At 49.7% G+C, this 20,278-nt stretch carries 18 protein-coding genes and 2 tRNA genes; 9 read left to right on the top strand and 11 right to left on the bottom strand.

What is annotated here, in order from left to right; all coding sequences use genetic code 11:
* The first annotated feature begins 23 nt into the window (after window positions 1–23).
* Window positions 24–1,364, top strand: a complete 1,341-nt coding sequence (locus HPY73_08480; GenBank protein QLH75741.1) for an acetyl ornithine aminotransferase family protein — start codon at window positions 24–26, stop codon at window positions 1,362–1,364.
* Entirely contained in the window at window positions 1,361–1,708 is a 348-nt protein-coding gene (locus HPY73_08485; GenBank protein ID QLH75464.1) for a cupin domain-containing protein, read from the top strand. Before HPY73_08480 ends, HPY73_08485 begins: the two co-directional genes overlap by 4 nt.
* A 20-nt stretch (window positions 1,709–1,728) precedes the next feature.
* Here the strand turns inward: HPY73_08485 and HPY73_08490 are convergent.
* A tRNA-Thr gene (locus HPY73_08490) sits at window positions 1,729–1,805 on the bottom strand.
* 484 nt (window positions 1,806–2,289) lie between these two features.
* On the opposite strand from HPY73_08490, the gene HPY73_08495 reads away from it, so the two are divergent.
* Together HPY73_08495 and HPY73_08500 are read left to right on the top strand one after the other, a co-directional pair.
* Window positions 2,290–3,033 carry an FKBP-type peptidyl-prolyl cis-trans isomerase gene (locus HPY73_08495; protein QLH75465.1) on the top strand — a complete coding sequence of 248 codons (744 nt, stop codon included), beginning with the start codon at window positions 2,290–2,292 and terminating at the stop codon, window positions 3,031–3,033.
* A 48-nt stretch (window positions 3,034–3,081) separates the two neighbouring features.
* Window positions 3,082–3,159 (top strand) — tRNA-Arg (locus tag HPY73_08500).
* A gap of 6 nt (window positions 3,160–3,165) precedes the next feature.
* On the opposite strand, the gene HPY73_08505 is transcribed toward HPY73_08500, so the two are convergent.
* From HPY73_08505 to HPY73_08520, 4 genes are all read right to left on the bottom strand, one after another.
* Window positions 3,166–3,897, bottom strand: a complete 732-nt coding sequence (locus tag HPY73_08505; GenBank protein ID QLH75466.1) for a DNA alkylation repair protein — start codon at window positions 3,895–3,897, stop codon at window positions 3,166–3,168.
* A gap of 68 nt (window positions 3,898–3,965) precedes the next feature.
* Window positions 3,966–4,298 (bottom strand): P-II family nitrogen regulator, encoded by a 333-nt coding sequence (locus tag HPY73_08510; protein ID QLH75467.1) that lies wholly within the window; start codon window positions 4,296–4,298, stop codon window positions 3,966–3,968.
* Between the two features lie 10 nt (window positions 4,299–4,308).
* Window positions 4,309–5,550, bottom strand: a complete 1,242-nt coding sequence (locus tag HPY73_08515; GenBank protein ID QLH75742.1) for an ammonium transporter — start codon at window positions 5,548–5,550, stop codon at window positions 4,309–4,311.
* 448 nt (window positions 5,551–5,998) lie between these two features.
* Window positions 5,999–6,385 carry a putative zinc-binding protein gene (locus HPY73_08520; protein QLH75468.1) on the bottom strand — a complete coding sequence of 129 codons (387 nt, stop codon included), beginning with the start codon at window positions 6,383–6,385 and terminating at the stop codon, window positions 5,999–6,001.
* 119 nt (window positions 6,386–6,504) lie between these two features.
* Between HPY73_08520 and HPY73_08525 the strand changes: the two genes are divergently transcribed.
* On the top strand, window positions 6,505–7,893 hold the full coding sequence (locus HPY73_08525; GenBank protein ID QLH75743.1) for a dihydrolipoyl dehydrogenase: 1,389 nt from the start codon (window positions 6,505–6,507) through the stop codon (window positions 7,891–7,893).
* Here the strand turns inward: HPY73_08525 and HPY73_08530 are convergent.
* From HPY73_08530 to HPY73_08545, 4 genes are all read right to left on the bottom strand, one after another.
* Window positions 7,884–8,846 carry a PHP domain-containing protein gene (locus HPY73_08530; protein ID QLH75469.1) on the bottom strand — a complete coding sequence of 321 codons (963 nt, stop codon included), beginning with the start codon at window positions 8,844–8,846 and terminating at the stop codon, window positions 7,884–7,886. The two genes, HPY73_08525 and HPY73_08530, sit on opposite strands and share 10 nt — an antisense overlap.
* A gap of 51 nt (window positions 8,847–8,897) precedes the next feature.
* Window positions 8,898–9,011 carry a desulfoferrodoxin FeS4 iron-binding domain-containing protein gene (locus HPY73_08535; protein ID QLH75744.1) on the bottom strand — a complete coding sequence of 38 codons (114 nt, stop codon included), beginning with the start codon at window positions 9,009–9,011 and terminating at the stop codon, window positions 8,898–8,900.
* A 20-nt stretch (window positions 9,012–9,031) separates the two neighbouring features.
* Window positions 9,032–10,204, bottom strand: a complete 1,173-nt coding sequence (locus HPY73_08540) for an FprA family A-type flavoprotein (protein QLH75470.1) — start codon at window positions 10,202–10,204, stop codon at window positions 9,032–9,034.
* Window positions 10,205–10,275: 71 nt separating this feature from the next.
* Window positions 10,276–12,045: a ribosome biogenesis/translation initiation ATPase RLI gene (locus HPY73_08545; GenBank protein ID QLH75471.1), complete on the bottom strand. Its 1,770-nt coding sequence runs from the start codon at window positions 12,043–12,045 to the stop codon at window positions 10,276–10,278.
* Between the two features lie 128 nt (window positions 12,046–12,173).
* Here HPY73_08545 and metG point away from each other — a divergent pair, with 128 nt between their 5' ends.
* Window positions 12,174–14,393 (top strand): methionine--tRNA ligase, encoded by a 2,220-nt coding sequence (gene metG / locus HPY73_08550; protein QLH75472.1) that lies wholly within the window; start codon window positions 12,174–12,176, stop codon window positions 14,391–14,393.
* A complete protein-coding gene (locus tag HPY73_08555) occupies window positions 14,390–15,052 on the top strand; it encodes a PHP domain-containing protein (protein QLH75473.1) in 663 nt (220 codons plus the stop codon). Before metG ends, HPY73_08555 begins: the two co-directional genes overlap by 4 nt.
* Here HPY73_08555 and HPY73_08560 read toward each other — a convergent pair whose 3' ends face one another.
* Window positions 15,053–15,427 carry a roadblock/LC7 domain-containing protein gene (locus HPY73_08560; protein ID QLH75474.1) on the bottom strand — a complete coding sequence of 125 codons (375 nt, stop codon included), beginning with the start codon at window positions 15,425–15,427 and terminating at the stop codon, window positions 15,053–15,055.
* Between the two features lie 126 nt (window positions 15,428–15,553).
* On the opposite strand from HPY73_08560, the gene HPY73_08565 reads away from it, so the two are divergent.
* Together HPY73_08565 and ftsZ are read left to right on the top strand one after the other, a co-directional pair.
* A complete protein-coding gene (locus tag HPY73_08565) occupies window positions 15,554–16,717 on the top strand; it encodes a class I tRNA ligase family protein (GenBank protein QLH75475.1) in 1,164 nt (387 codons plus the stop codon).
* 257 nt (window positions 16,718–16,974) lie between these two features.
* On the top strand, window positions 16,975–18,165 hold the full coding sequence (gene ftsZ / locus HPY73_08570) for a cell division protein FtsZ (protein QLH75745.1): 1,191 nt from the start codon (window positions 16,975–16,977) through the stop codon (window positions 18,163–18,165).
* A gap of 66 nt (window positions 18,166–18,231) precedes the next feature.
* Here ftsZ and HPY73_08575 read toward each other — a convergent pair whose 3' ends face one another.
* Window positions 18,232–20,163, bottom strand: coding sequence for a phosphoadenosine phosphosulfate reductase family protein (locus HPY73_08575; GenBank protein QLH75476.1), 1,932 nt, complete (start codon window positions 20,161–20,163; stop codon window positions 18,232–18,234).
* Window positions 20,164–20,278 lie beyond the last annotated feature (115 nt).

Raw genomic sequence — 20,278 nt, forward strand, 5'->3', positions numbered from 1 at the left:
TGAAAGGATGGATGGCGATCAATATGGTCAAGGTCCCTGACATAAAGGTCGAGCCTCCGGGCCCGAAGGCAAGGGAGATAATCGAGGTCGACAAGGAATATCTCGCGACTTCAACCAAGACATCCCCGATAGCAGTAGAAAAGGCTAAAGGGGCTATAGTCCAGGATGTCGATGGAAACATACTTATCGATTTCTCATCGGGCGTTTCCGTTCTTAACATAGGTCACTGCCATCCTAAGGTCGTTAAGGCTGTCCAATCGCAGGCCGAAAAGGTAATGCATTTCGCTGGGACAGATTACTATTATAAGGTCCAAAGCGACCTGGTCAAGAGGCTGTCCCATCTCGCACCTGGGGACCGGTCCAAAAAGGTGTTCCTTAGCAACTCCGGTGCAGAGACCATCGAATGCGCGATGAAATTGGCCCGTTGGCACTTTAAGGACCGTAAGCAGTTCATCGCATTTACTGGCGCCTTCCATGGAAGAACAATGGGCGCGCTATCGCTGACGGCGAGCAAGAAAGTGCAAAGGGAGAGATATTTTCCGTTGGTCCCAGGAACGACACACATCCCATACCCCTATTGCTACAGATGTCCCTATAGGATGGAATACCCTTCTTGCGACCTCTGGTGCGCTAAGATACTTAAGGAACATTATTTCGAGACGGTGCTCCCACCGCAAGAAGTGGCGGCGTTGTTCATGGAGCCTGTCCAAGGAGAAGGTGGTTACATCGTGCCCCCTAAAGATTGGGCCTCGACCATGATAAAGATCGTGAGAGACCATGGCATATTGGTCGTGGACGATGAGGTCCAGGCCGGGATGGGCAGGACAGGAAGGATGTGGGCCATCGAGCATTTCGACGTCATTCCGGATATCTTATGCGCAGCGAAATCCCTCGGGTCAGGTATTCCCATAGGAGCAACCATTTTCCCTAAAGAGCTGGATTTTGGTGTGCAGGGGGCTCATTCCAACACGTTCGGAGGGAACTGCCTGGCATGTGTCTCGGCGTTGGCGACCCTTGATGTCATGGAGGAGGAAGGGTTGATCGGACAGGCGGAAAGAAAGGGCAAGATCATGTCAAAACGCCTCATGGAGATGTATGAAAGCAACGAATATATCGGGGACGTCAGAGGATTGGGGATGATGCAGGCCATCGAGTTCGTGATGGACAGAAAGACAAAGGAGCCTGCTAAGCATCTGAGGGACGACATCGTCTCGTTGGCCTCAAAAAGAGGAGTGATAACATTGGGGTGTGGTCGGTCTTCATTGAGATTGATACCTCCATTGGTCATAGAGGATGAACATTTGAACGCCGGTCTTGACATCATAGAAAGTTGCATAAGGGATGCGGCAAGGGCTTGCAGATGAGAATATTTCGTTACGCTGACGCAAAAAAGGTCCAAGGAAGGGGCTACAGTAAAAAGGTGTTGGTCCCTGAAGAAGAACTGGGCATTCGAGGAAGCTTCATCCAAGAGGTCTCATTTAAAAAAGGGGACACAGTACAATTGCATCATCATAAGGTTCAAACTGAAGTGTTCATTGCCCTTTCGGAAGGAACTTTCATGATCAACGGGGAATTAATTAAACTCGGTCCTGGCGATGCGCTTCTATGCGAACCGATGGATGTACATGGAAACCCGGTGATAGAGAAGGACTTCAAGATATTGGTCCTTAAGATAAACCATGTAGAGGATGATATAGAGTGGGACTAGGATAGAAGAGATCTAAAGGGTGGAGCCACCAGAGGGATTTGAACCCTCGACCTGCTGATTACAAGTCAGCTGCTCTACCGGTCTAGGCTATGGTGGCGCCGGCCTCGTAATGGACATCTACCATATAATTCTAATCTTCAAGAAAGAATCCAAATGAGGTAACTTGTAAGATCAAAGCTCATTCATTGGTTGGATCGAAAGGCAAGGACCATCTGCAATCATACATTCATGATTCAGCGATGATCAAGAAGTATAGTTCGATCATTGATGGCGACAAATCGGAGTATTTCACTTTTTCCTTTATAATAGGGGAAATTTTGATTGTGTCAGTGAATGAACATCCATTAAAAAAATTTTTTAGAAAAGCCCCAAACAAGAAGATCCGACATTGGTAAAAGGGAGTGCTCGAGAGCTGATATAATTTATCGCCTTGCGCATGACCGAGGACAGGATGACCCTCCTATCAAAAGCTGATGCCCAAAGGATGAATGCCAGCAGGCATCAGGGAGAGAGGGTCGTCTATGCACAAAGTTTAAGAACGGTCAATATATCCACTGCTTCGCACATTTAAGGGCAAATCGGTGAAGTTCATGTCAACTGGCAAGAAGGTTTCCAAGGGAGACATAATCAAGTTCGACTTTGATGGGTACATTGCTGAATCCGGCGAGATGTTCGATACAACAAATCCTGAGAACGCCAAGGCGAATGGCATATTCAATGAGAAATATAAGTATGCGCCAATGCCCCTTCTGGTCGGTGGAGGTCGTGTTTTTGAGGGTCTTGAAGAGGCCCTCACCGGTGCGACCGTCGGAGAAGAGATCGAGGTCATAATACCTCCAGAAAAAGCTGCCGGAGCAAGGGACCCAAAGCTTATCCAGACGCACTCTGTCCGTGAGTTCTTAAAGCAGGACATCGAGCCAAGGCCAGGGATGGAGGTCAACATGAACAACAAGGTGGGCGTCATCACCTCCGTCACTGCTGGTCGTGTCAGGGTCGATTTCAATCGCCGTTTCGCGGGCGTAGCTCTAAAGTATAAGTTCAAGGTCCTTGAGATCATCGATGCTGATGAGGACAAGGTCAAGGCCATAATCGAGATGGACTATGGCACAAGCGAGGGTTTCAAGGTCAAGGTTGATGGCAAGAAGGTCACGATCACCCTCCCGGACGTATGCAAATACGATCAGAAATGGATGCTCTCGAAGTACAAGGTCGTGGCCGACCTTCGGGAGGCCATGCAGGCCAACCCGATCGAGTATGTCGAGGAGTACGTCAAGCACGAGGAAAAGGCCCCGGAGGAGCTCGGTTCTGAAGAGGACAAGAGCTAAACCATTTTTCTTCTTAATATCATTGGATAGAATAAGAGCGACAACAACGGACGAGTGGCCTAGCATGGATATGGCAGCAGCCTCCTAAGCTGCAGGTCAGGGGTTCGAATCCCCTCTCGTCCGCCATAATTCTCACTCCGTCATCATTTTCCTCTTCCTGAGCAATTTTTCACGGATGTCAGGGGACATCAGATCCCTTAGGGCATCCTTCCCGACCCATCTCGCAGATGGGTCCTTGCTTGATGCCAATTTTTTCGCAACGAGGATGGCCATCTCGAGGCCCTTGATATCACGTTTCCCTATCTGCCTCAAGGCCCAGCTGACCGCTTTTTTAACATTGTTGCGTTCATCCATTGAGCCTTGAATGACAAGGTCGAGGTATGGGGCAAAGCTTGACGATGGTGAACTTTTCTCTCTCACTGCGAGCACTGCTATCATCACGAACCCTGCCCTTCTAACGAACTCCCTGTCTGAGGAGCACCAGGGCTCCACAAACTCCCTGGCATATGGCGTTCTCGAAAATAGGTTGCTGCAACATTGGTCGCAAAGGTCCCAAGAATCGAAATCATCGCACCATTTGAACGCCATTTCCTTTTCGAAGGTCTTTGGGACCGCAACGATAGTTGCCATTATCATCGCCTCATGAATCCTTGTTGACCAAAGCTCAATGGCAAGGCGATTGTCCCTGGGCAAAGACCTTGCTCTGGCCCTTAACCATCTCACCGGGATCCCAAGGGCGTTCTCGACCTTGATTCCATACCGGGCCATTCCGATAAGATTTTCCTCATTCCTTAAGTTCTTCATCTCCTTCAGGATCATATCTGAGGTGAAATGAGGGTCGGTCTTACCATCTACGTCCTTCACATTTTTTATTAGGGAATAAAAAAAGAAAAATGTTTTTTAAGATGTTTTGCAGAGGAGAGAATGATCTTTCAATTCTTTATCGTCTCGCCAGTACGGATGCGTATGACCCTTTCGACCGTTGTTACAAAGATCTTGCCATCACCTATCTCACCGGTCTTGGCCGACTCAATGATCTTATTGATTACAACATCTGCCTTGCCATCTTCAACGATGATCTCGATCTTTTTCTTCGATAAGAGGTCCACACGGTATTTTCCTGCTCTGTGGGTGAACTCTAGACCCTTTTGTTCACCGCGTCCTTTCACATCATAGACGGTCATCCCCATGATGCCGATCTCCTCTAATGCAGACTTTATGCTGTTCAGCTTCTCAGGTCTCACTATGGCTTCAATCTTCTTCATAGGTCCCACCTCATAGTTCATACGCATTCTCACCGTGCTGGATTATATCAGCACCAACACGCTCTTCTTCCTTTGTCATCCTGATGGTCATGACCTTCTTCATGATGGTCATCAGTACATACGTGATGGTGAAGGCGAAAGCAGCGACCGCGGCAACTGCTATCAGTTGCTTTAGAAGCAGATCGGTCCCTCCGCCATAGAACAGGCCATCTGCACCGACAGGATTTACGCTGGATGTCGCAAAAAGCCCAGTTGCTATGGCACCGAACATACCGCCCACACCGTGAACGCCGAACACATCGAGCGCATCATCGTATTTGAATCTCTTCCGCAATTGGATGCCACCATAACATATGACCCCGGCAGCGAGACCAATTATCAACGCCCCAGTGGTGTCAACGAAACCGGCAGCAGGGGTGATCGCGACAAGTCCGGCCACAGCACCTGAGGCAAGACCAAGGACGCCAGGACGACCTAATTGCAACCAGCTCATCAATCCCCACGTGATGGCGGCCATTGCTCCTGCTATTTCCGTGTTCACGACAGCCTGTACAGCAAGGCCGTTCGAACCAAGGGCGCTACCACCGTTAAATCCGAACCAACCGATGAACAACAGGGCTGTACCGAGCACGACCATGGGAATGTTATGTGGGTGTTCTCCATCTCCATTTTGAGCGCTCAGCCTTTTGCCAAGCACAAGGACCGCGGCCAAGGTGGTGACGCCAGCTGATATATGAACTACCGTACCCCCGGCGAAATCAAGCGCCCCAAGCTCAAATATCCATCCACCGCCCCACACCCAGTGCGCCACAGGTATGTACACTATAAAGGTCCAGACGGCCAGGAAAAGCACCAAGGCCTTGAGCTTCATCCTTTCAGCGATACCACCTATGATCAGGCTGACCGTTATTATGGCAAAGGTCATCTGGAAGAACATATAGAGAAGGTGTGGTACGGTCTGTGGCATGTACGCTAAGCTTGCAGGTCCCGGGTCTTGTCCTACATCACTCATCATCAGGAAATCAAAGTTACCGATGATGCCATCCCCGCTGGCGTCAGGACCAAAGGCCAAGGTGTAACCGAACGTTACCCAGATCAAGGTCACGAATCCGATGATTATGATCGTCTGACCAAGGACAGAGAGGAAGCTCTCCTTTCTCAACATCCCTCCATAGAAGAACCCCACAGCAGGGGTCATAAGGAACACAAGTGCGGCCGAGATTAATATCCAGGCCGTGTCCCCCGAATCTATGCTCGATCCGTCAGCTGCTGAGGCGTTCATCGCCAACGCTGGGAATAGGATCATCATCATCCCAAAGATGAGTCCGAATCTTATTGCTCTCGACATTCTAGACATCTCTCCTTTTTTAAGGACCGGGAGACCCCCGATCTTCGAGGGCATTGACCATCGGACTCGTCATCCGATGGTTAAAGCGATAACCTATCGCTTTTTCATACCCTACAGAACGCACGATAGACAAATTGATATTAAAAATCTTTTATCATATACATATGTAGATGATTATGAGATAATATTAGATATATGTATAGCAAGAATCAAAAAATAATCATTTTTAATATTTATTTATCTAAAAATAAAAAATGTTATTTTCAAAATGCCATTCCAGCATAAATTTTAATAATAATATATTATATAAATATATTTATTATTATGATTCCTAAAGGAATCGACTAAGCATTTACTTTACGGAACGAAGTTTTTCGAGGGTATATTCGAACATCTTGTCCATCTCTTCCTTGGAATACGACAATGTATCTGTTTTTTTCATGCCGATGTCGGTCACGATGACTTGAAGAGTTGGAGCTATTCCATTCCTTTCAAGTATCTTTCTTGCGCATCCAACAGGGCATCCATCGACCACAAGGATGACCTTTGCCCCTTTTGCTGCATTGATTGCCATCATACCCCCTCCGCCAACTGCAGCAATACAGGCCATCTTACCTATCCCTCTGTTCGTCATTTCTTTTGTAAGATCATTGGCCAACTGCCCCACATTACATGCTCCTGCACATGGGAACAGCATCAGCTCGCCCGGATTACAATTGCACTCTTCATCAATGTACATGTTAGCCCTAAAATAAGAACGGTCCCTTGATTATGTAATCATATCGCGGCTTCAAAATCAGAGGACCGGTAAAGTTATTATCCATCGGGCTCAGATAGCATTCCCAGATGGGTGTGGAGATGAAGGAATACGATCTCATCGTTGTCGGCTCAGGTGCAGGGTTGTCCCTCGCGAGCCGCGCCAGGCAGAAAGATATGAAGGTCGCATTGGTCGAGAACGGTCCCCTTGGTGGGACCTGTCTTAACAGAGGTTGCATCCCGAGCAAGATCTTGACATACCCAGCAGAGATTGTCAGGACCATTCAGAATGCTTGGAGCATAGGTGTCAATGCGAGGGTCGAAAGTACTGACTTTAATCTTGTCAAGAAAAGGATGTGGGACCTCATACTTCCGGATAGGAAAGGGATCGAAGAAGGCATCAAGAGAGATCATGGGATTGCCCTTTACCACACCACAGGGACCTTCGTAGGCCCATTCACTATGAAGGTGGATGATGAGACCATAAAGGCCCCTAGGATCGTGATCGCTTGTGGCGTCAGGAGCCAAATACCCGAGATTCCAGGTCTTAAGGAAAACGGATTCCTCCTCTCTGAGACTATATTTGATATTGTCAAGCTCCCAAAAAGCATGGTGATCCTTGGAGGGGGATACAAAGCCTGTGAGTTTGGGCATTTCCTTTCGGCGTTCGGCGTCGATGTGACCATAATCGGTCATAATCCTTTCCTGCTCCCCAGGGAGGAACCTGAGGTAAGCGAAATGATGTTGGCCAAGGCCATGGGATATATGAAGGTCCATGTGAACAAAGAGGTGACCGAGGTAAGGAAGGGCCCGAACGGCAAGATGGTCATATTCCGTGATCGTTCGACAAAGGAGTTTGGGGAGGCGACAGCAGAAGAGATACTGGTGACGACAGGCGTTGTCAGCAATGCAGATACCTTGAACCTGCCATCTACAGGTGTTCAGCTAGACACCAAAGGATATGTTGTCGTTGACCAGTATCTTGAGACAACACAGCCAGGCATATGGGCCATGGGGGACGTAATAGGAAGGACAATGTTCAGACATACCGCCAACTACCATGTGGATGTTGTCTGGAGGAACATGTTCTCGAAGAACAAGACGCCCGTCGATGAGCACGCCGTTCCGCACGCGGTGTTCGCTTATCCAGAGGTAGCCTCGGTTGGCATGACCTTGGAAGATGCAAGAAGAAAAGGCATCAAGGTGCTGGTTGGAAGGGCAGACTATTTTGACACGGCCAAAGGTTATGCGATGAACGAAAAGGACGGGTTTGTCAAGGTCATCGTCGAGGCCAATACCTATAAGATTCTGGGGGCCAGCATAATCGGCCCTCATGCATCGATATTGCTCCAATCATTGGTATATCTGATGAACGCAGGAGACCAGACCTTCATCCCGATAGCTAAAAGTCAGACGATCCATCCCGCATTGTCCGAGGTCGTGGTCAACGCATTTGGAAATCTTGAAGATCCAGATCACGTTCATGGATGAGGGCCGGTCTTCCCCTTTATCCTGCGCTGCTGCATCTTCTCAAGCTTGTGCTTCCTCTCTTCCTTCTTTCTCATGACCGCTTTACTGGCGACCGCTGCCAAGAATGGCACGGGGGGAGTGAAAAATATCAAGGAACCAAAAAGAGCGACGACCTTTTCGTCAACGGTCATCTTATTGACCTTCGATGCTATGGGATCATCCTCTGAACCGCTGAGGACCCCGAATAACGATTCCAGCATCAACTTGTCAGAGGCCAGTACGATCCCTATGCTCCATGAGACACCCAACCTCAGAGGGAAGGGCTGACCTCGTACCTCCGTTCTTTTGGCGATGATGGATTTTCTGAAATCCTCAGGACCTTCCCCTTCGAACAAGGTGTATGCGCATCCTATCTGCTGGAGAGAGTGAGCGTCGGAGCCAGCTACCTTCGCCCACTTTCCGCATTTTGAACGCTCCATGGCCCTCACGTTCGATGGACCATCGATATGCCCTCCGTTGATGACCTCGATGCCGTCAACGCATAGTTCGTCGATCATCCTCCCGATAGCTGGTACATGATAGCTGAAAGGATGGGGAGCGATGACGAGCCCGTCCTGGGCCTTGATCCTGTCGACGGTCTCCTCTGCGGTCAGACCAAGCGGTATTTCCTCATTGAGGAATAGGCCTATGACCTCTCCTTGTAGGGTACTGATCTCTTCCCCGATGACCACATGGACGTCATCATAACGTCTGGCGAACTTACTTGCCCTGAGGGCCCCTTGTATGCTGTTGTGATCCGTGATGCAGACAACATCTATGCCTCCTTGACGGGCTATCTTCACCACATCTTCAGGGTTCGAGATGGACTCTGGGAACCTAAGGACCCCATACTCCCCGATCCCCGAATATTTCGTGTGGACGTGAACATCTGCTCTGCTCAATGTTCTTTTCACGTCCTTCCCATCCCTGCCCATAGCACCACCGAGTTTCTTGAGACCTTAAGAGGAGGTTCTTAACTGATAAGTTCAGACCCTCCTCATTGGCTGGCCACAGCATACAAGCGTGCCAAGACCTGACCTTTTTACCTCGACCGTGTTACCACATATATCGCATACATAGGTCTCTCCAACCTTGGTCATGGACAACCCCGAGGCACTTCTCACGACATAACCTTTTTCGCTACGTCCTTGCCGAATTCATAACATCTTTTTCTTCCATCGTCCAATGGGTTGAATCGTATGTCGATGTCCTCGAAAACGAATTCGAGACCGCTGCCGGCCAACGCATCTTTCACAGCTTTTGTTCCTGCTGGGACCCACCCGTATGATCCAAATACGCCCGCATATCTGTTCCTCGGTCGAAGCCCTTTGAGATAGGTGATGATATCGGCCACCGACGGGAACATCCCCATGTTCAAGGTCGGGGTACCGAACAATACAGCTTTCGAATCTAGGACCTCTCGGACGATCTGGCTTCTTTCCATTGCGCTGATCTTGCACAATTGCACCTCAACACATTCTGAAGCTATCCCTTCGGCTATCGAGTGGGCCATGACCTCTGTCGATCCCCACATCGTGTCATATATGATCGAGACCTTCTTCTTCGTCTCATGCCTTGACCAAGAGCCATACTTCTCAAGTATCTTGGATATGTTGGACCTCCAGATCACTCCATGGGCCGTGGCCAACATCTTGACGTCCAGGTCCTTGACCTTCTCAAGGGCCGACTGGTATTGCTGTCCAAAGGGCATCAAGATGTTCGCATAGTACTTGGCCGCCTCCTCAAAAAGCGTCGTGGCATCGACCTCATCATCGAACCTTTTGCTCGAAGCATAATGTTGTCCGAAACCGTCCATGGAGAACAATATTGACGCCTCTTTGCAATAGGTCATCATCGAATCAGGCCAATGGAGCATTGGTGTCTCGATGAACCTCAACGTCCTTTCTCCTATGGACATTTCCTCTCCGTCAGACACTTTTACGACGTTCAAAGGTCCGAAGTTGAGTGAAAGGTTCTCCTTCCCCTTTCGAGATGCATATATCGGCGCTCCTGTCAGCTGTTGGAGCAGTGGGAGGCCGCTGGAATGATCGTTCTCACTGTGATTAGAGATTATAATATCGATATCTTTCGGGTCGATGATGGACCTGACCCTATCGAGCATCTGACTAAAAAATGGGGCCTTGACAGCGTCGATGATCGTGATCTTCTTGTCCAATATCAAATAAGAATTGTAGGACGTACCGCGGGGCGTCGCATAGCCATGGAAATTACGCGTGTTCCAATCGATCGCCCCGACCCAGTATATGCCATCGGAGACCTTCACGGCATTCAATCATCATCACCCGCTGTCATAATGCCAGCAGGTAATATCTATCATTTGTGTAAATGGCCAGTCTAAACGATTCATTGTGAATAATAGAACTCTCCCTTGCCTTTCTGCTCCCTATCCAGCCTAGAGCCCGGTTTGTTTATCCTTGGTCTGTTGGTGTCATTATCACGTCTGAACGTGATATCGACCCGTTGCAGGAACATGTTCATTCCTTGACGCATATCGAAAGGACCTTTCCCGCGCCCTTCGAAGCCAGGCCTTCCATCGAAGACCATTATTGAGTCTGATACCATATCCAGGAAATAGATGTCATGGTCAACGACCATCGCGCTGCGTCCACGCTTCTCCATCGTCCTCCTTATTGTCTTTGCCCCCTCCATCCTCTGGTTGGAATCTAGATAGGCCGATGGTTCATCAAGGAGGTAGATGTCTGCATCCCTGGAAAGACACAATGCTATCGCGACCCTCTGCAGCTCACCCCCTGACAAGGTCTTGACATTCTTCTCCAATAACGGTTTGAGGTTCAGAGGATGTGCTATCTCGGTCTGGAAGAATCCTGACTCGAAGAAATCCTTAACATATGAGTTGAAAAGATCTATAACAGTACCATCAAAATCAGCCGATATATACTGAGGCTTATAGCTGACCTTGACCACCCGATCCAGCTTTCCCCTTGTAGGCACTAAAACCCCTGCGAGCATCTTGACGAAGGTCGTCTTTCCTATGGCGTTTGGTCCCACGACCCCGACCGTCTCTCCTATCTTGATCGAACCTGGTTCAACTGTTAGCTTGAAGGCTGGAAAATCACACCCCAGTTCTCCATATTCTAAAAGGTCTATCTGCTGCCAGTTGTCTCTTGGTGGATGGCTCTCGAACCTTATCGGGTAATCCCGGAATCTTATGTTCTCCTCCTTTGCATAGCCGTCGAGATATACGTTGATCGCCGTTCTCACCTGCCTCGGCTGAGAGAAGACACCATAGGCCCCCTCTGACCCGAAGACCAGATAGACATTCTCGGCCAAGAAGTCCAGGATCGCCAGGTCATGCTCGATGACCACCACGTTCTTTTCCTTTGCCATAGATTCGATCATCTTAGCGACCTTTATCCTCTGGTAAATATCCAGATAGGAGGATGGTTCGTCAAAGAAATATATGTCAGCATCTTTCATTATGGTGGCTGCCATGGCCACCCTCTGCAGCTCCCCTCCAGACAGGTCTGTCATATTGCGTCTAACAGCCTCTTCCAGATCTAAAAGTGAGACCGCCTCCTCCAGCGACATTCTCTCCTCGACCTTTTTCAAAAGGTCAGAGACAGGCCCCTTGAAGACCATGGGCAGCCTATCGACGTACTGGGGCTTCAAGGACGTCCGATATCTTTTTTCATAGACCGCCTTAAGGTAATCATGGACCTCTGACCCTGAGAAATGGTCAAGCACCTCATCCTTCGTCGGAGGGGAATCGAATCTTCCTAGATTCGGGACCAATTCTCCGGACAACATCTTGAACGACGTCGATTTTCCTATACCATTGGGGCCCAAGATACCTGTGACCACCCCTTTTTTCGGAACAGGTAACCGATAAAGCCTGAAAGAGTTCTCACCATATTGGTGGACCAAATCATCTAGCAGCTCATCTGGGAGACCAATGATCTTGATGGCCTCGAACGGGCACTTATGTGTGCAGATGCCGCACCCTGCACAGAGCTCTTCCGAGATCTGGGGCTTGCCGTTCTCGCCCATAAGGACCGCCTCTACACCAGTCCTCACCTTTGGGCAATATCTCTGGCATTCCGCATTGCATTTCTTCGGTTGACAGCGGTCCTTTAGCAGGACGGCGATTCGCATGGGGGAGCAATAAGCAACTCCGATAAAAAACTGCTTGTCCCCTCATTCCGTAATATTTCATCCACACGAACCTGCTGGCATTTGTTGTTACCTTTAAATGCTTAATGCTCGATTCGGAACTGATCCAAATGGCAAAGATATTGGTATGTGTGGCTTGGCCCTATTCAAACAGTGCGATCCACCTCGGGCATGTGGCTGGTTCTCTCCTGCCCCCCGACATTTTTTCAAAATATCATCGATTGAGAGGTGACGACGTGCTGATGGTATCTGGGTCCGACCAGCATGGAACCCCTGTCACCGTCACGGCCGAGATGGAGGGCACCACCCCTGAGGTCGTGGCCGAAAGATATCATGAGATCAACAAAAAGGCGATCGAGGACCTAAGGATCGGCTTCAGCTTGTTCACCAAGACCCACACTCAGAACCATTTCGAGGTCGTGCATGATGTTTTCTTACGTCTTCTGGAGAAGGGCTATCTTTACAAAAAGGCAACAATGCAGTACTATTGTCCCAAGTGCGCGAAGTTCCTTCCGGACAGATATGTCGAGGGCACATGTAAGAAATGCAGAAATGAAAGATCAAGAGGAGATCAATGTGAGAGCTGTGGCACGACCTTTGAACCAGGGGAGCTCAGCAACGCAAAGTGCACGAACTGTGGGACCGAGCCTGAGCTCAGGGAATCTGAGCACTTCTTCCTGAGGCTCAGTGAATTCCAACAGCCACTTTTAGAGTATGTCAAGGACAAGGACCATTGGAGGGCGAACACCCAGCTCTTCACGCATAATTGGTTGGAAGCAGGCCTTAAGGACAGAGCGATCACAAGGGACATGTCTTGGGGGGTCAGCGTCCCGGTCCAAGGATATGAGGGCAAGGTCATCTACGTCTGGTTCGAGGCGGTGATAGGGTATTTGAGCGCCTCAAAGGAGTGGGCCCAAAAAATTGGGGACCCAGATGCCTGGAAGGCGTATTGGACCGACCCTGATGTCAGAAGTTATTATTTCCTTGGTAAGGACAACATTCCTTTCCATACGATAATTTGGCCAGCTATCTTAATGGGATATGACGGCCTGAACCTCCCTTACGATGTTCCAGCGAACGAATATCTGACATTCAAAGGAGAAAAGTTCTCGAAGAGCAGGGGGGTAGGCATAGATGTCCCGAGCATCCTCAAGAAGTTCGATGCCGACCTTGTCAGGTATTATCTCGCTGCCAATATGCCTGAGGGCAAGGACACCGATTTCTCTTGGGATGATTTCGACACAAAGATCAATAATGAGCTCGTGGCCACATTGGGAAATTACTACCATCGGGTGCTCAGTTTCACACACAAGAATTTTGGAAAGGTCCCCCCGATGACCGCAGAAGTAAAGGTCAAAGAAGCGATGGAGGTGAGGGCGACGATTGACCAATGTAAGAACGACGTCGAAAGCCTCCTTTCCACCTGCCAGTTCAAGAAAGCCCTAAAGGCCATAATGGACCTTGCCCAATTTGGTAATAGATTCTTTGATTCCGTTGCCCCTTGGGGCCTGATAAAGACCGATAGGGAAAAATGCGGGGCGCTCCTGAACTTGAACCTGGTCATTGTCAAGGCATTGACCATCATGAGCTATCCGTTCCTTCCACGCTCCGCAGATGAGGCCTGGTCTATGTTAGGGGAAAAGGGTCAGATTGGAAAGGGGTCTTGGAATGAGATAGGGTCTGAGATGAAAGAGGGTCAGAGCCTTGAATTACCACACCCCCTATTCACCAAGATCGTCGTGGAGAAAGAATCGAACATATTCCAGGAGTTTTCGAGATTGAACCTGCGCGTGGCAGAGATAAAGCAGGTTTCCGACCATCCGAACGCCGAGAAGCTATACGTATTAAAGCTGGATGCTGGGAAAGAGGTACAGCTCGTTGCTGGAATAAAGGCCTACTATAGGCCAGAGGAGCTCATAGGGAAAAAGATAGTCTACGTCTCGAACCTGCAACCGGCCAAGCTGCGAGGGATCGAATCCCAAGGGATGATTCTTGCCGCCGAGGCGGGAGATAAAGTATATGTGCTGACACCTTCCGGCGATGCTGCGCCTGGGGACCCAGTGAACAGTGGTATGGTCCAGTCAGAGAAACTTCTCAGCTTCTCGGATTTCCAGAAATTGATATTGAGGACCGGACACGTCACATCGGATGGGGATGTCGATATAGGAAGGTCGCTGAGGGTCAAGTTCCCTGACCAAGGGAAGATCCCACCACAGGTTGCGGTGTTCTTACCCAGCGAGGGCTCGAACGAGGGTCTTCCGTTGTATACGGATAAAGGGGTATTGATAACCGTGGATGGTGAGCTTCAAAACGGGGCAAAGGTAAGATGAGGTTCGATTTGCACGTCCATACCGACCACTCCTCTGACAGCGAGAACTCGGTCAGGGACATAGTCAGGATACTCAAGGCCAAGGGTTTCTCGGGTGCGGTGTTCCTAGACCACAATAGCTCCGAGGGCGGAAAGGAGGCGCTATCAATAGGGGACAAAGAATTCGTCGTTATACCAGGCATAGAGGTGAGCTCATCAGAGGGACATATACTGGCTTTGAACATCATCGAACCTGTCCCAAGAGACATGGGGGTCGCTGAGACAATCGATAAGATCCATGAGCTGGGTGGTATCGCGGTTGCACCTCATCCATATCGGTATTGGTCTGGTCTGGGTGAGGAGAACGTCCTTCGAAATGATTTTGATGCGATCGAAGGGATCAATGCAAGGTCGAGCCCTGGATCAAACAAAAAAGCAATGAGACTTGCGAAAAAAATGAATTTACCTGCCGTGGCAGGCTCTGATTCACATAACAATGAATCATTGGGAGATGCTTACACGGTTTTCCCAGAAGGGACCGACTCTGCCGAAAAGGCCATCGAGGCGATAGTCGCTGGGAGCATCGAGGTCTATGGCAACAGCAGGACAAAGAGACGCACAGTGGCATATGTCAGTAAATCTGTGACCGAATGGCTTGGTCGCGGGATGAAGAAGATGTGATCATTGCCCGTTCGCGATCATCTCTTTCACCTTCATCAGGACAGCTCTAACATCCTGCCCCTGCTGAACCTCGAGGCCGATGATATGCTTTGGTCCCGCTCCTATGATCAGCATATTGGACTTCTTGAGCTCTAGGAGAACATGATCGAGGTCATCCCCCATCTCTCTCCCCAACTGCTCAGCCGCCCCAAGCATCATTGAAGCAATGGCTGAGAACATCGCTCGATCGGTCATGTTGGGGGTAGATCCTGTAGTGAAGACGCCCGCCCTCGAAGCAGCAAAGACCGATTCGACCTTGTCCAGCCTCGAGATCTGCGTCACAATTTCGTTGAGCTTTGCGACCTCCGACGTCTTGCTCCCCCCGTTATATTCCAAACAAATGAGGAGCGTCATAAAAATAACTATCGACGGCATTTAATGTCCAAAGAATGCTGGAACGAGACCTTCGTTCCCGTTTCTTATATGAAAAGAATTTTATGTCCAGCCCCTCATAATACCTTGATGGCCCCTCTGTCGCTGAAGTTGGGATGGCCCCATCAAAGGTCGGAGACCGCCAAGATAGAGTTGATATTGGTGGATTCTTTAGGTTCGCCCTTGGCTTTGGAACGAAGAAGGATGGAGAACAAGGTCATCAATCTGGCCAAAAAGGAGAACCTTGCCGTCGTGCAGATGCTGTTAAGGCACTATGACTCCGATATCGAGCGTGTTAGGGAGAGCATCAACACCTGCCTCATCGAGATAGCGAAACGTTTCGAAGGCAAGGAATCCATCATAGAATCGTTATCAGACCCAGATAAAAATGTGAGGAAGGGGGCAAAATTGATAATTCCTGATATCTGGGGCCCACCGTCCACCCCTTATCCGACCCTGTTCGAACAGACCTATCAGTTGATGTTGATGGCGAAGGAGAAGGAGATGCCCGTCGAAGACATCGAGATGCTGATGGACCTGTCCAAGCAGACGTTCCTCGATGGGGAGATAATGAAAGCGATCAATGACATCGGGACCTGTCTGGAGTTTGTGAAGAGGAGATATAAGAACACGGAGTCGCTCAAGGAGTATATCTCGGACATGTTGAAGCTTGCTCCTGAACTTCAAAAGAGAGGGGTCTCGATGGTGAACTTTGAGGAATCTCTAAAGACAGCGATGAGGGTCAGCAAGTCCCGGTCGTTCGACTATACTCAAGAGATCATCGACCAACGTATTATGGAGATGGAGGTCAAGGACCAACTTAGAAGCTTAGGTCAGCTGATCAAAGAATCCATTAAGTCCAGGCCGGTCATCGAAATGTCAGCCCTCAGTGTAAAGGATGAGAAGATGATCGTCAAGATGGCACAGGTCATAGAGACTGTAAATACAAAGAACTTGGCCGGTAATCCTGTCAAATCCATAGAATGTATGCATGAATTTCTTTTCAAGGACTTCGAGTGGTACTATGACGAGGACGTCATCAGAAGATTGACAGATGGGGACAGGTCCGCTCTTCTGACCATCTATATGATCGGCATCTCGTTCTTGAAGGTCGCATCATCCATTCTGCCAACGGTCTCAGAGGAGATCTATCAGAAGTATTATAAGGAATTGGAAGGTTCGACAAGCATATATACGGTCATGTGGCCAGAGCTTGCAATGGAGCTGGCGAAAGGTATAATCACTTCAAAATAATTTCATTTTTTTACCTGCTCGTCAGACATCATATTGTTCGTGTTCCTTAGCTATTCCAGATTTCATTTTTATTCGTAAATTTTATATTTGATTATATCAATACACCGAAATGGGATGCACTCATGCCGAGCTCTTTAGTTAAGAATGCTTTAGCTGGTAGCAAATACCAGAATCAGAGCAATGCCGCGGCCCCTGCACAACAGGCCCAGCCGCAACCGACCTACGCCGCTCCGGAACCACAGCCGGTACAGCCGCCAATGCCACAGTATGCGCAACCTGCACCGAACTTCGGTGCCCCCCAGACGCCTTCCACAACAGATGAAGAGCTTCTGAGGATCGCCGCTCAGCTGGATGTCTGTATAAAGATAATAGGGTGTGGAGGCGGTGGTTGCAACACGATCAATCGATGTGTCGATGCCGGTATCCAAGGGGCCCAACTTTGCGCCATCAACACTGACGCGAAGCACCTTCTCACAGTCCGAGCCCCCCGCAAGATCCTCATTGGCAAGTCCAGGACCCGTGGTCTTGGGGCAGGTGCGAAGCCTGAGGTAGGAGAGGAGTCGGCCCGTGAGAACGATATGGAGATTCGTGACTTCTTGACCAATGCAAACATCGTCTTTGTGACGGCTGGTATGGGCGGGGGCACAGGTACTGGGTCCGCTCACTATGTTGCCAACATCGCCAAGACGCAGATCCGTGCACTGACGATAGGGGTTGTGACCATGCCCTTCAAGGCAGAGGGAACAGTTCGAATGGAGAATGCCTTGGCCGGGCTGAACAAGCTCCGTCAGGTGTGTGATACCACCATAGTCATTCCGAACGACAAGCTTCTAGAACTCGTTCCAAAGCTTCCAGTGGATGCCGCGTTCAAGGTCGCCGATGAGGTGCTCATGCAGACAATAAAGGGGCTCACCGAAATCATAACGAAGCCTGGTCTCGTGAACCTGGATTATGCGGATATCATGACCGTGATGAACGAAGGTGGAGTGGCCTTTGTTGGAATCGGCGAGGCCAACACAGAAGCGGACGACCGGGTGAAAGCGGCCGTTCATGAGGCGTTAACATCTCCGATGCTAGGAGAGGTTGACCTTAAAGAGGCCAGAGGTGCGCTCATCCGCGTGGTCGGCGGTCCAGACATGACCGTGGGCGAGGCTCAAAAGGCGGCCGAGATAGTCACCAACAGCGTCTCTCCGCGAGCCAGGATAATATGGGGATGCAGCATCGAGCCAGAGCTGGAGGGCACGATAAAGATACTGCTCATAGTCACAGGCGCCAAGTCACAATACATAATGTCATCGCGCGGACCGACGATACAACCCGCTCAGGCCCAGAAACAGCAATACGCCGCCCAACCTCAATATCAGCAGACACCAGGTCGACAACAATATCAGCAACCAAGGCCACAGCCTCAACAGAGAGACGATGACGACATAGACTTCGTGCGCTGAAGCGCGGGGGCAAACGAGCTGCGTCGGCAGCTTCTAACCTTTCTATTTATGCTGACTATGAAAGGCTCAGAAGTCAAAGGTGGTGTCGCCGAAGCTGATCGCAGGACACGGCTCTATGCATCTTCTACAATGGATGCATCTAGCCTCGTCTATCGAGATCCTGTCCTGGACCAGAACGAGTGCACCCTCTTTACATCTGGCGACGCACACCCCGCATCCGACGCATTCCTCGGCCTTGACCACGACTCTGCGCACGGTCTCAACCTTTTCCTTGATGGTTTCCTGCTCTTTTCCCCGGGCTATGATGGCGCCCTCTTGAAAGACCGTTATATTGCAGACGGTGCACCAACCCTCTGAAATGTTCTTCTCGACCTTTCCCACCATATTCAATATATTCGCTGCCCTTTCAATATCCAACTCCCTGTTAAAGGCGCCTTCGATGCTGAAACCTAACATGCAGGGAGAGAATCCTTCTTCCATCCTGAGCCTCAATTTTTTAACCGAGTCTCCGGCCGGAAGAACTTTCCTCTGCCTAAGGTCATCTGGTGAAAAACCGATCTTGACCAGCTCATCCAATATCGATGGCGGCACCCGCCTCCATCTCCAGAGTCCGAGGTCCACCCAACCTTCTGAAATACCATGACTTTTCGCATATTCTCTGAGCTTAGAATCCCAATCTCGCAATGGACCTTCATTTGCGAGCACCATCTCGATCTCGGCCAGATTGGACGCTGGGCACAGATAACATCCGATCCTGTCTAGCCCTCTCTCATACCAAGGATTGTAAGGTGCCCTTTTCATGAATATGTAAAGCCAGACATGTAGGGATGTCCAATTCTGTATCGGTGAAGCGCCTATCTGTCCGGGCGTCCATGGATTTTTCCATACCCTTGGCTTGTCGGCCCTCTGTTCTGATTCATAACGTCTTTGCCCTATGAACGATAGTACCCCGTCAGGGAAATGCTCCATGATGGCCCTTACCGTAGGCCCGAGCTTGTTCGTCTTGCAGCACCATCGGAAATCCCTGCCGGGCGGCCCGAAGTAATCAAAATTCCCGAAGAAAGCATTCTTTGGCGCCTTCTCTTCTATGAGATCGAGGTCATATTTTTCTTTCATCATATGGACATATTCGACCGTCTCAGGAAATTCTAGTCCAGTGTTAAGGAAGAGCACCGGCAATCTCAGACCTGCATCGATGGCGAGGAGGAGACAGGCGAGGCTGTCCTTTCCACCTGAGAAAGAGACTATCGCAGGCACCTTGTTCTTGGCAATGGTCTCTTTCATGAACCTGATGGCCTCTGAGATATGTTCTTCCATCGTAGTGGCATTGGCCTTGATCACATCATTCCAGGTCTGTCCAGTTGGTGATGGAAAGTCGATCTTCTGTTCGGATGCCCATCTTGTCTTGACTGCCACGCCCTTTCCTCGAAGGAGCATCTCCTCAGTTGTCATCCTTGCCGTACCAGTGCTTATGGCCATCAGATCTTTGTCGACAACAATGACCTCATCACCTTTTCTAATGCCTTCATAAGCATCCACGACACCTGGGGCCATCAGATTGTTATTGTTCAAAAGTGGTGCGATGGCACCATCATCGGCCACCACCATGCCCTTCCTCATCACCCGCTGCAATTTTCTCGCAGCGGACATTCTGCAAACAAAAGTCCATCCCTTCCCCAGATCGTATCTGAGGGAGCCGATGACCTCACCATCGATTATGACCTCGTCCATGCGGTCCAGCCCAGGGACCTTGCTGAGCACAACGATCTTGCCTTCGGGCACGACAACCTTTCCAGAACCTTCTCCGAACTGTGAGTCGATGACCCTCCTTATCAGTTCCATGTCATGTTGGAAAGCTGGCCTGGCATCCCCGGGTGGCGTCATGTCAACCTGAACGGTGGATGTCCCGCAATTACCACACTTCTCCGACGCTAGGATGGGGACGTTACACCTTTTGCACCACCGAAGATGCATCTTGCCTAGCCTGACGATGCCCATGTCCGAGCGACTAAATGAGGATGTATTAAACCATTGTCATACTTACCAAACTTAGGACCTTCCCCGGACGTTTGGGCACGTAACACAAAAAGTGCATGACTAATATACCAGAATA

The sequence above is a fragment of the Methanomassiliicoccales archaeon genome (assembly GCA_013415865.1).
In the GTDB taxonomy this organism is placed as follows: domain Archaea; phylum Thermoplasmatota; class Thermoplasmata; order Methanomassiliicoccales; family UBA472; genus MVRC01.

Excerpts from the sequence above, each read along its gene's own strand:
- HPY73_08480 (QLH75741.1), top strand. The coding sequence starts at position 24 with ATGGTCAAGGTCCCTGACATAAAGGTCGAGCCTCCGGGCCCGAAGGCA.
- HPY73_08485 (QLH75464.1), top strand. The coding sequence starts at position 1,361 with ATGAGAATATTTCGTTACGCTGACGCAAAAAAGGTCCAAGGAAGGGGC.
- HPY73_08510 (QLH75467.1), bottom strand. The coding sequence starts at position 4,298 with ATGAAGAAGATTGAAGCCATAGTGAGACCTGAGAAGCTGAACAGCATA.
- HPY73_08520 (QLH75468.1), bottom strand. The coding sequence starts at position 6,385 with ATGTACATTGATGAAGAGTGCAATTGTAATCCGGGCGAGCTGATGCTG.
- HPY73_08525 (QLH75743.1), top strand. The coding sequence starts at position 6,505 with ATGAAGGAATACGATCTCATCGTTGTCGGCTCAGGTGCAGGGTTGTCC.
- HPY73_08530 (QLH75469.1), bottom strand. The coding sequence starts at position 8,846 with ATGGGCAGGGATGGGAAGGACGTGAAAAGAACATTGAGCAGAGCAGAT.
- HPY73_08535 (QLH75744.1), bottom strand. The coding sequence starts at position 9,011 with ATGACCAAGGTTGGAGAGACCTATGTATGCGATATATGTGGTAACACG.
- HPY73_08545 (QLH75471.1), bottom strand. The coding sequence starts at position 12,045 with ATGCGAATCGCCGTCCTGCTAAAGGACCGCTGTCAACCGAAGAAATGC.
- metG (QLH75472.1), top strand. The coding sequence starts at position 12,174 with ATGGCAAAGATATTGGTATGTGTGGCTTGGCCCTATTCAAACAGTGCG.
- HPY73_08555 (QLH75473.1), top strand. The coding sequence starts at position 14,390 with ATGAGGTTCGATTTGCACGTCCATACCGACCACTCCTCTGACAGCGAG.
- HPY73_08565 (QLH75475.1), top strand. The coding sequence starts at position 15,554 with ATGGCCCCTCTGTCGCTGAAGTTGGGATGGCCCCATCAAAGGTCGGAG.
- ftsZ (QLH75745.1), top strand. The coding sequence starts at position 16,975 with ATGCCACAGTATGCGCAACCTGCACCGAACTTCGGTGCCCCCCAGACG.
- HPY73_08575 (QLH75476.1), bottom strand. The coding sequence starts at position 20,163 with ATGGGCATCGTCAGGCTAGGCAAGATGCATCTTCGGTGGTGCAAAAGG.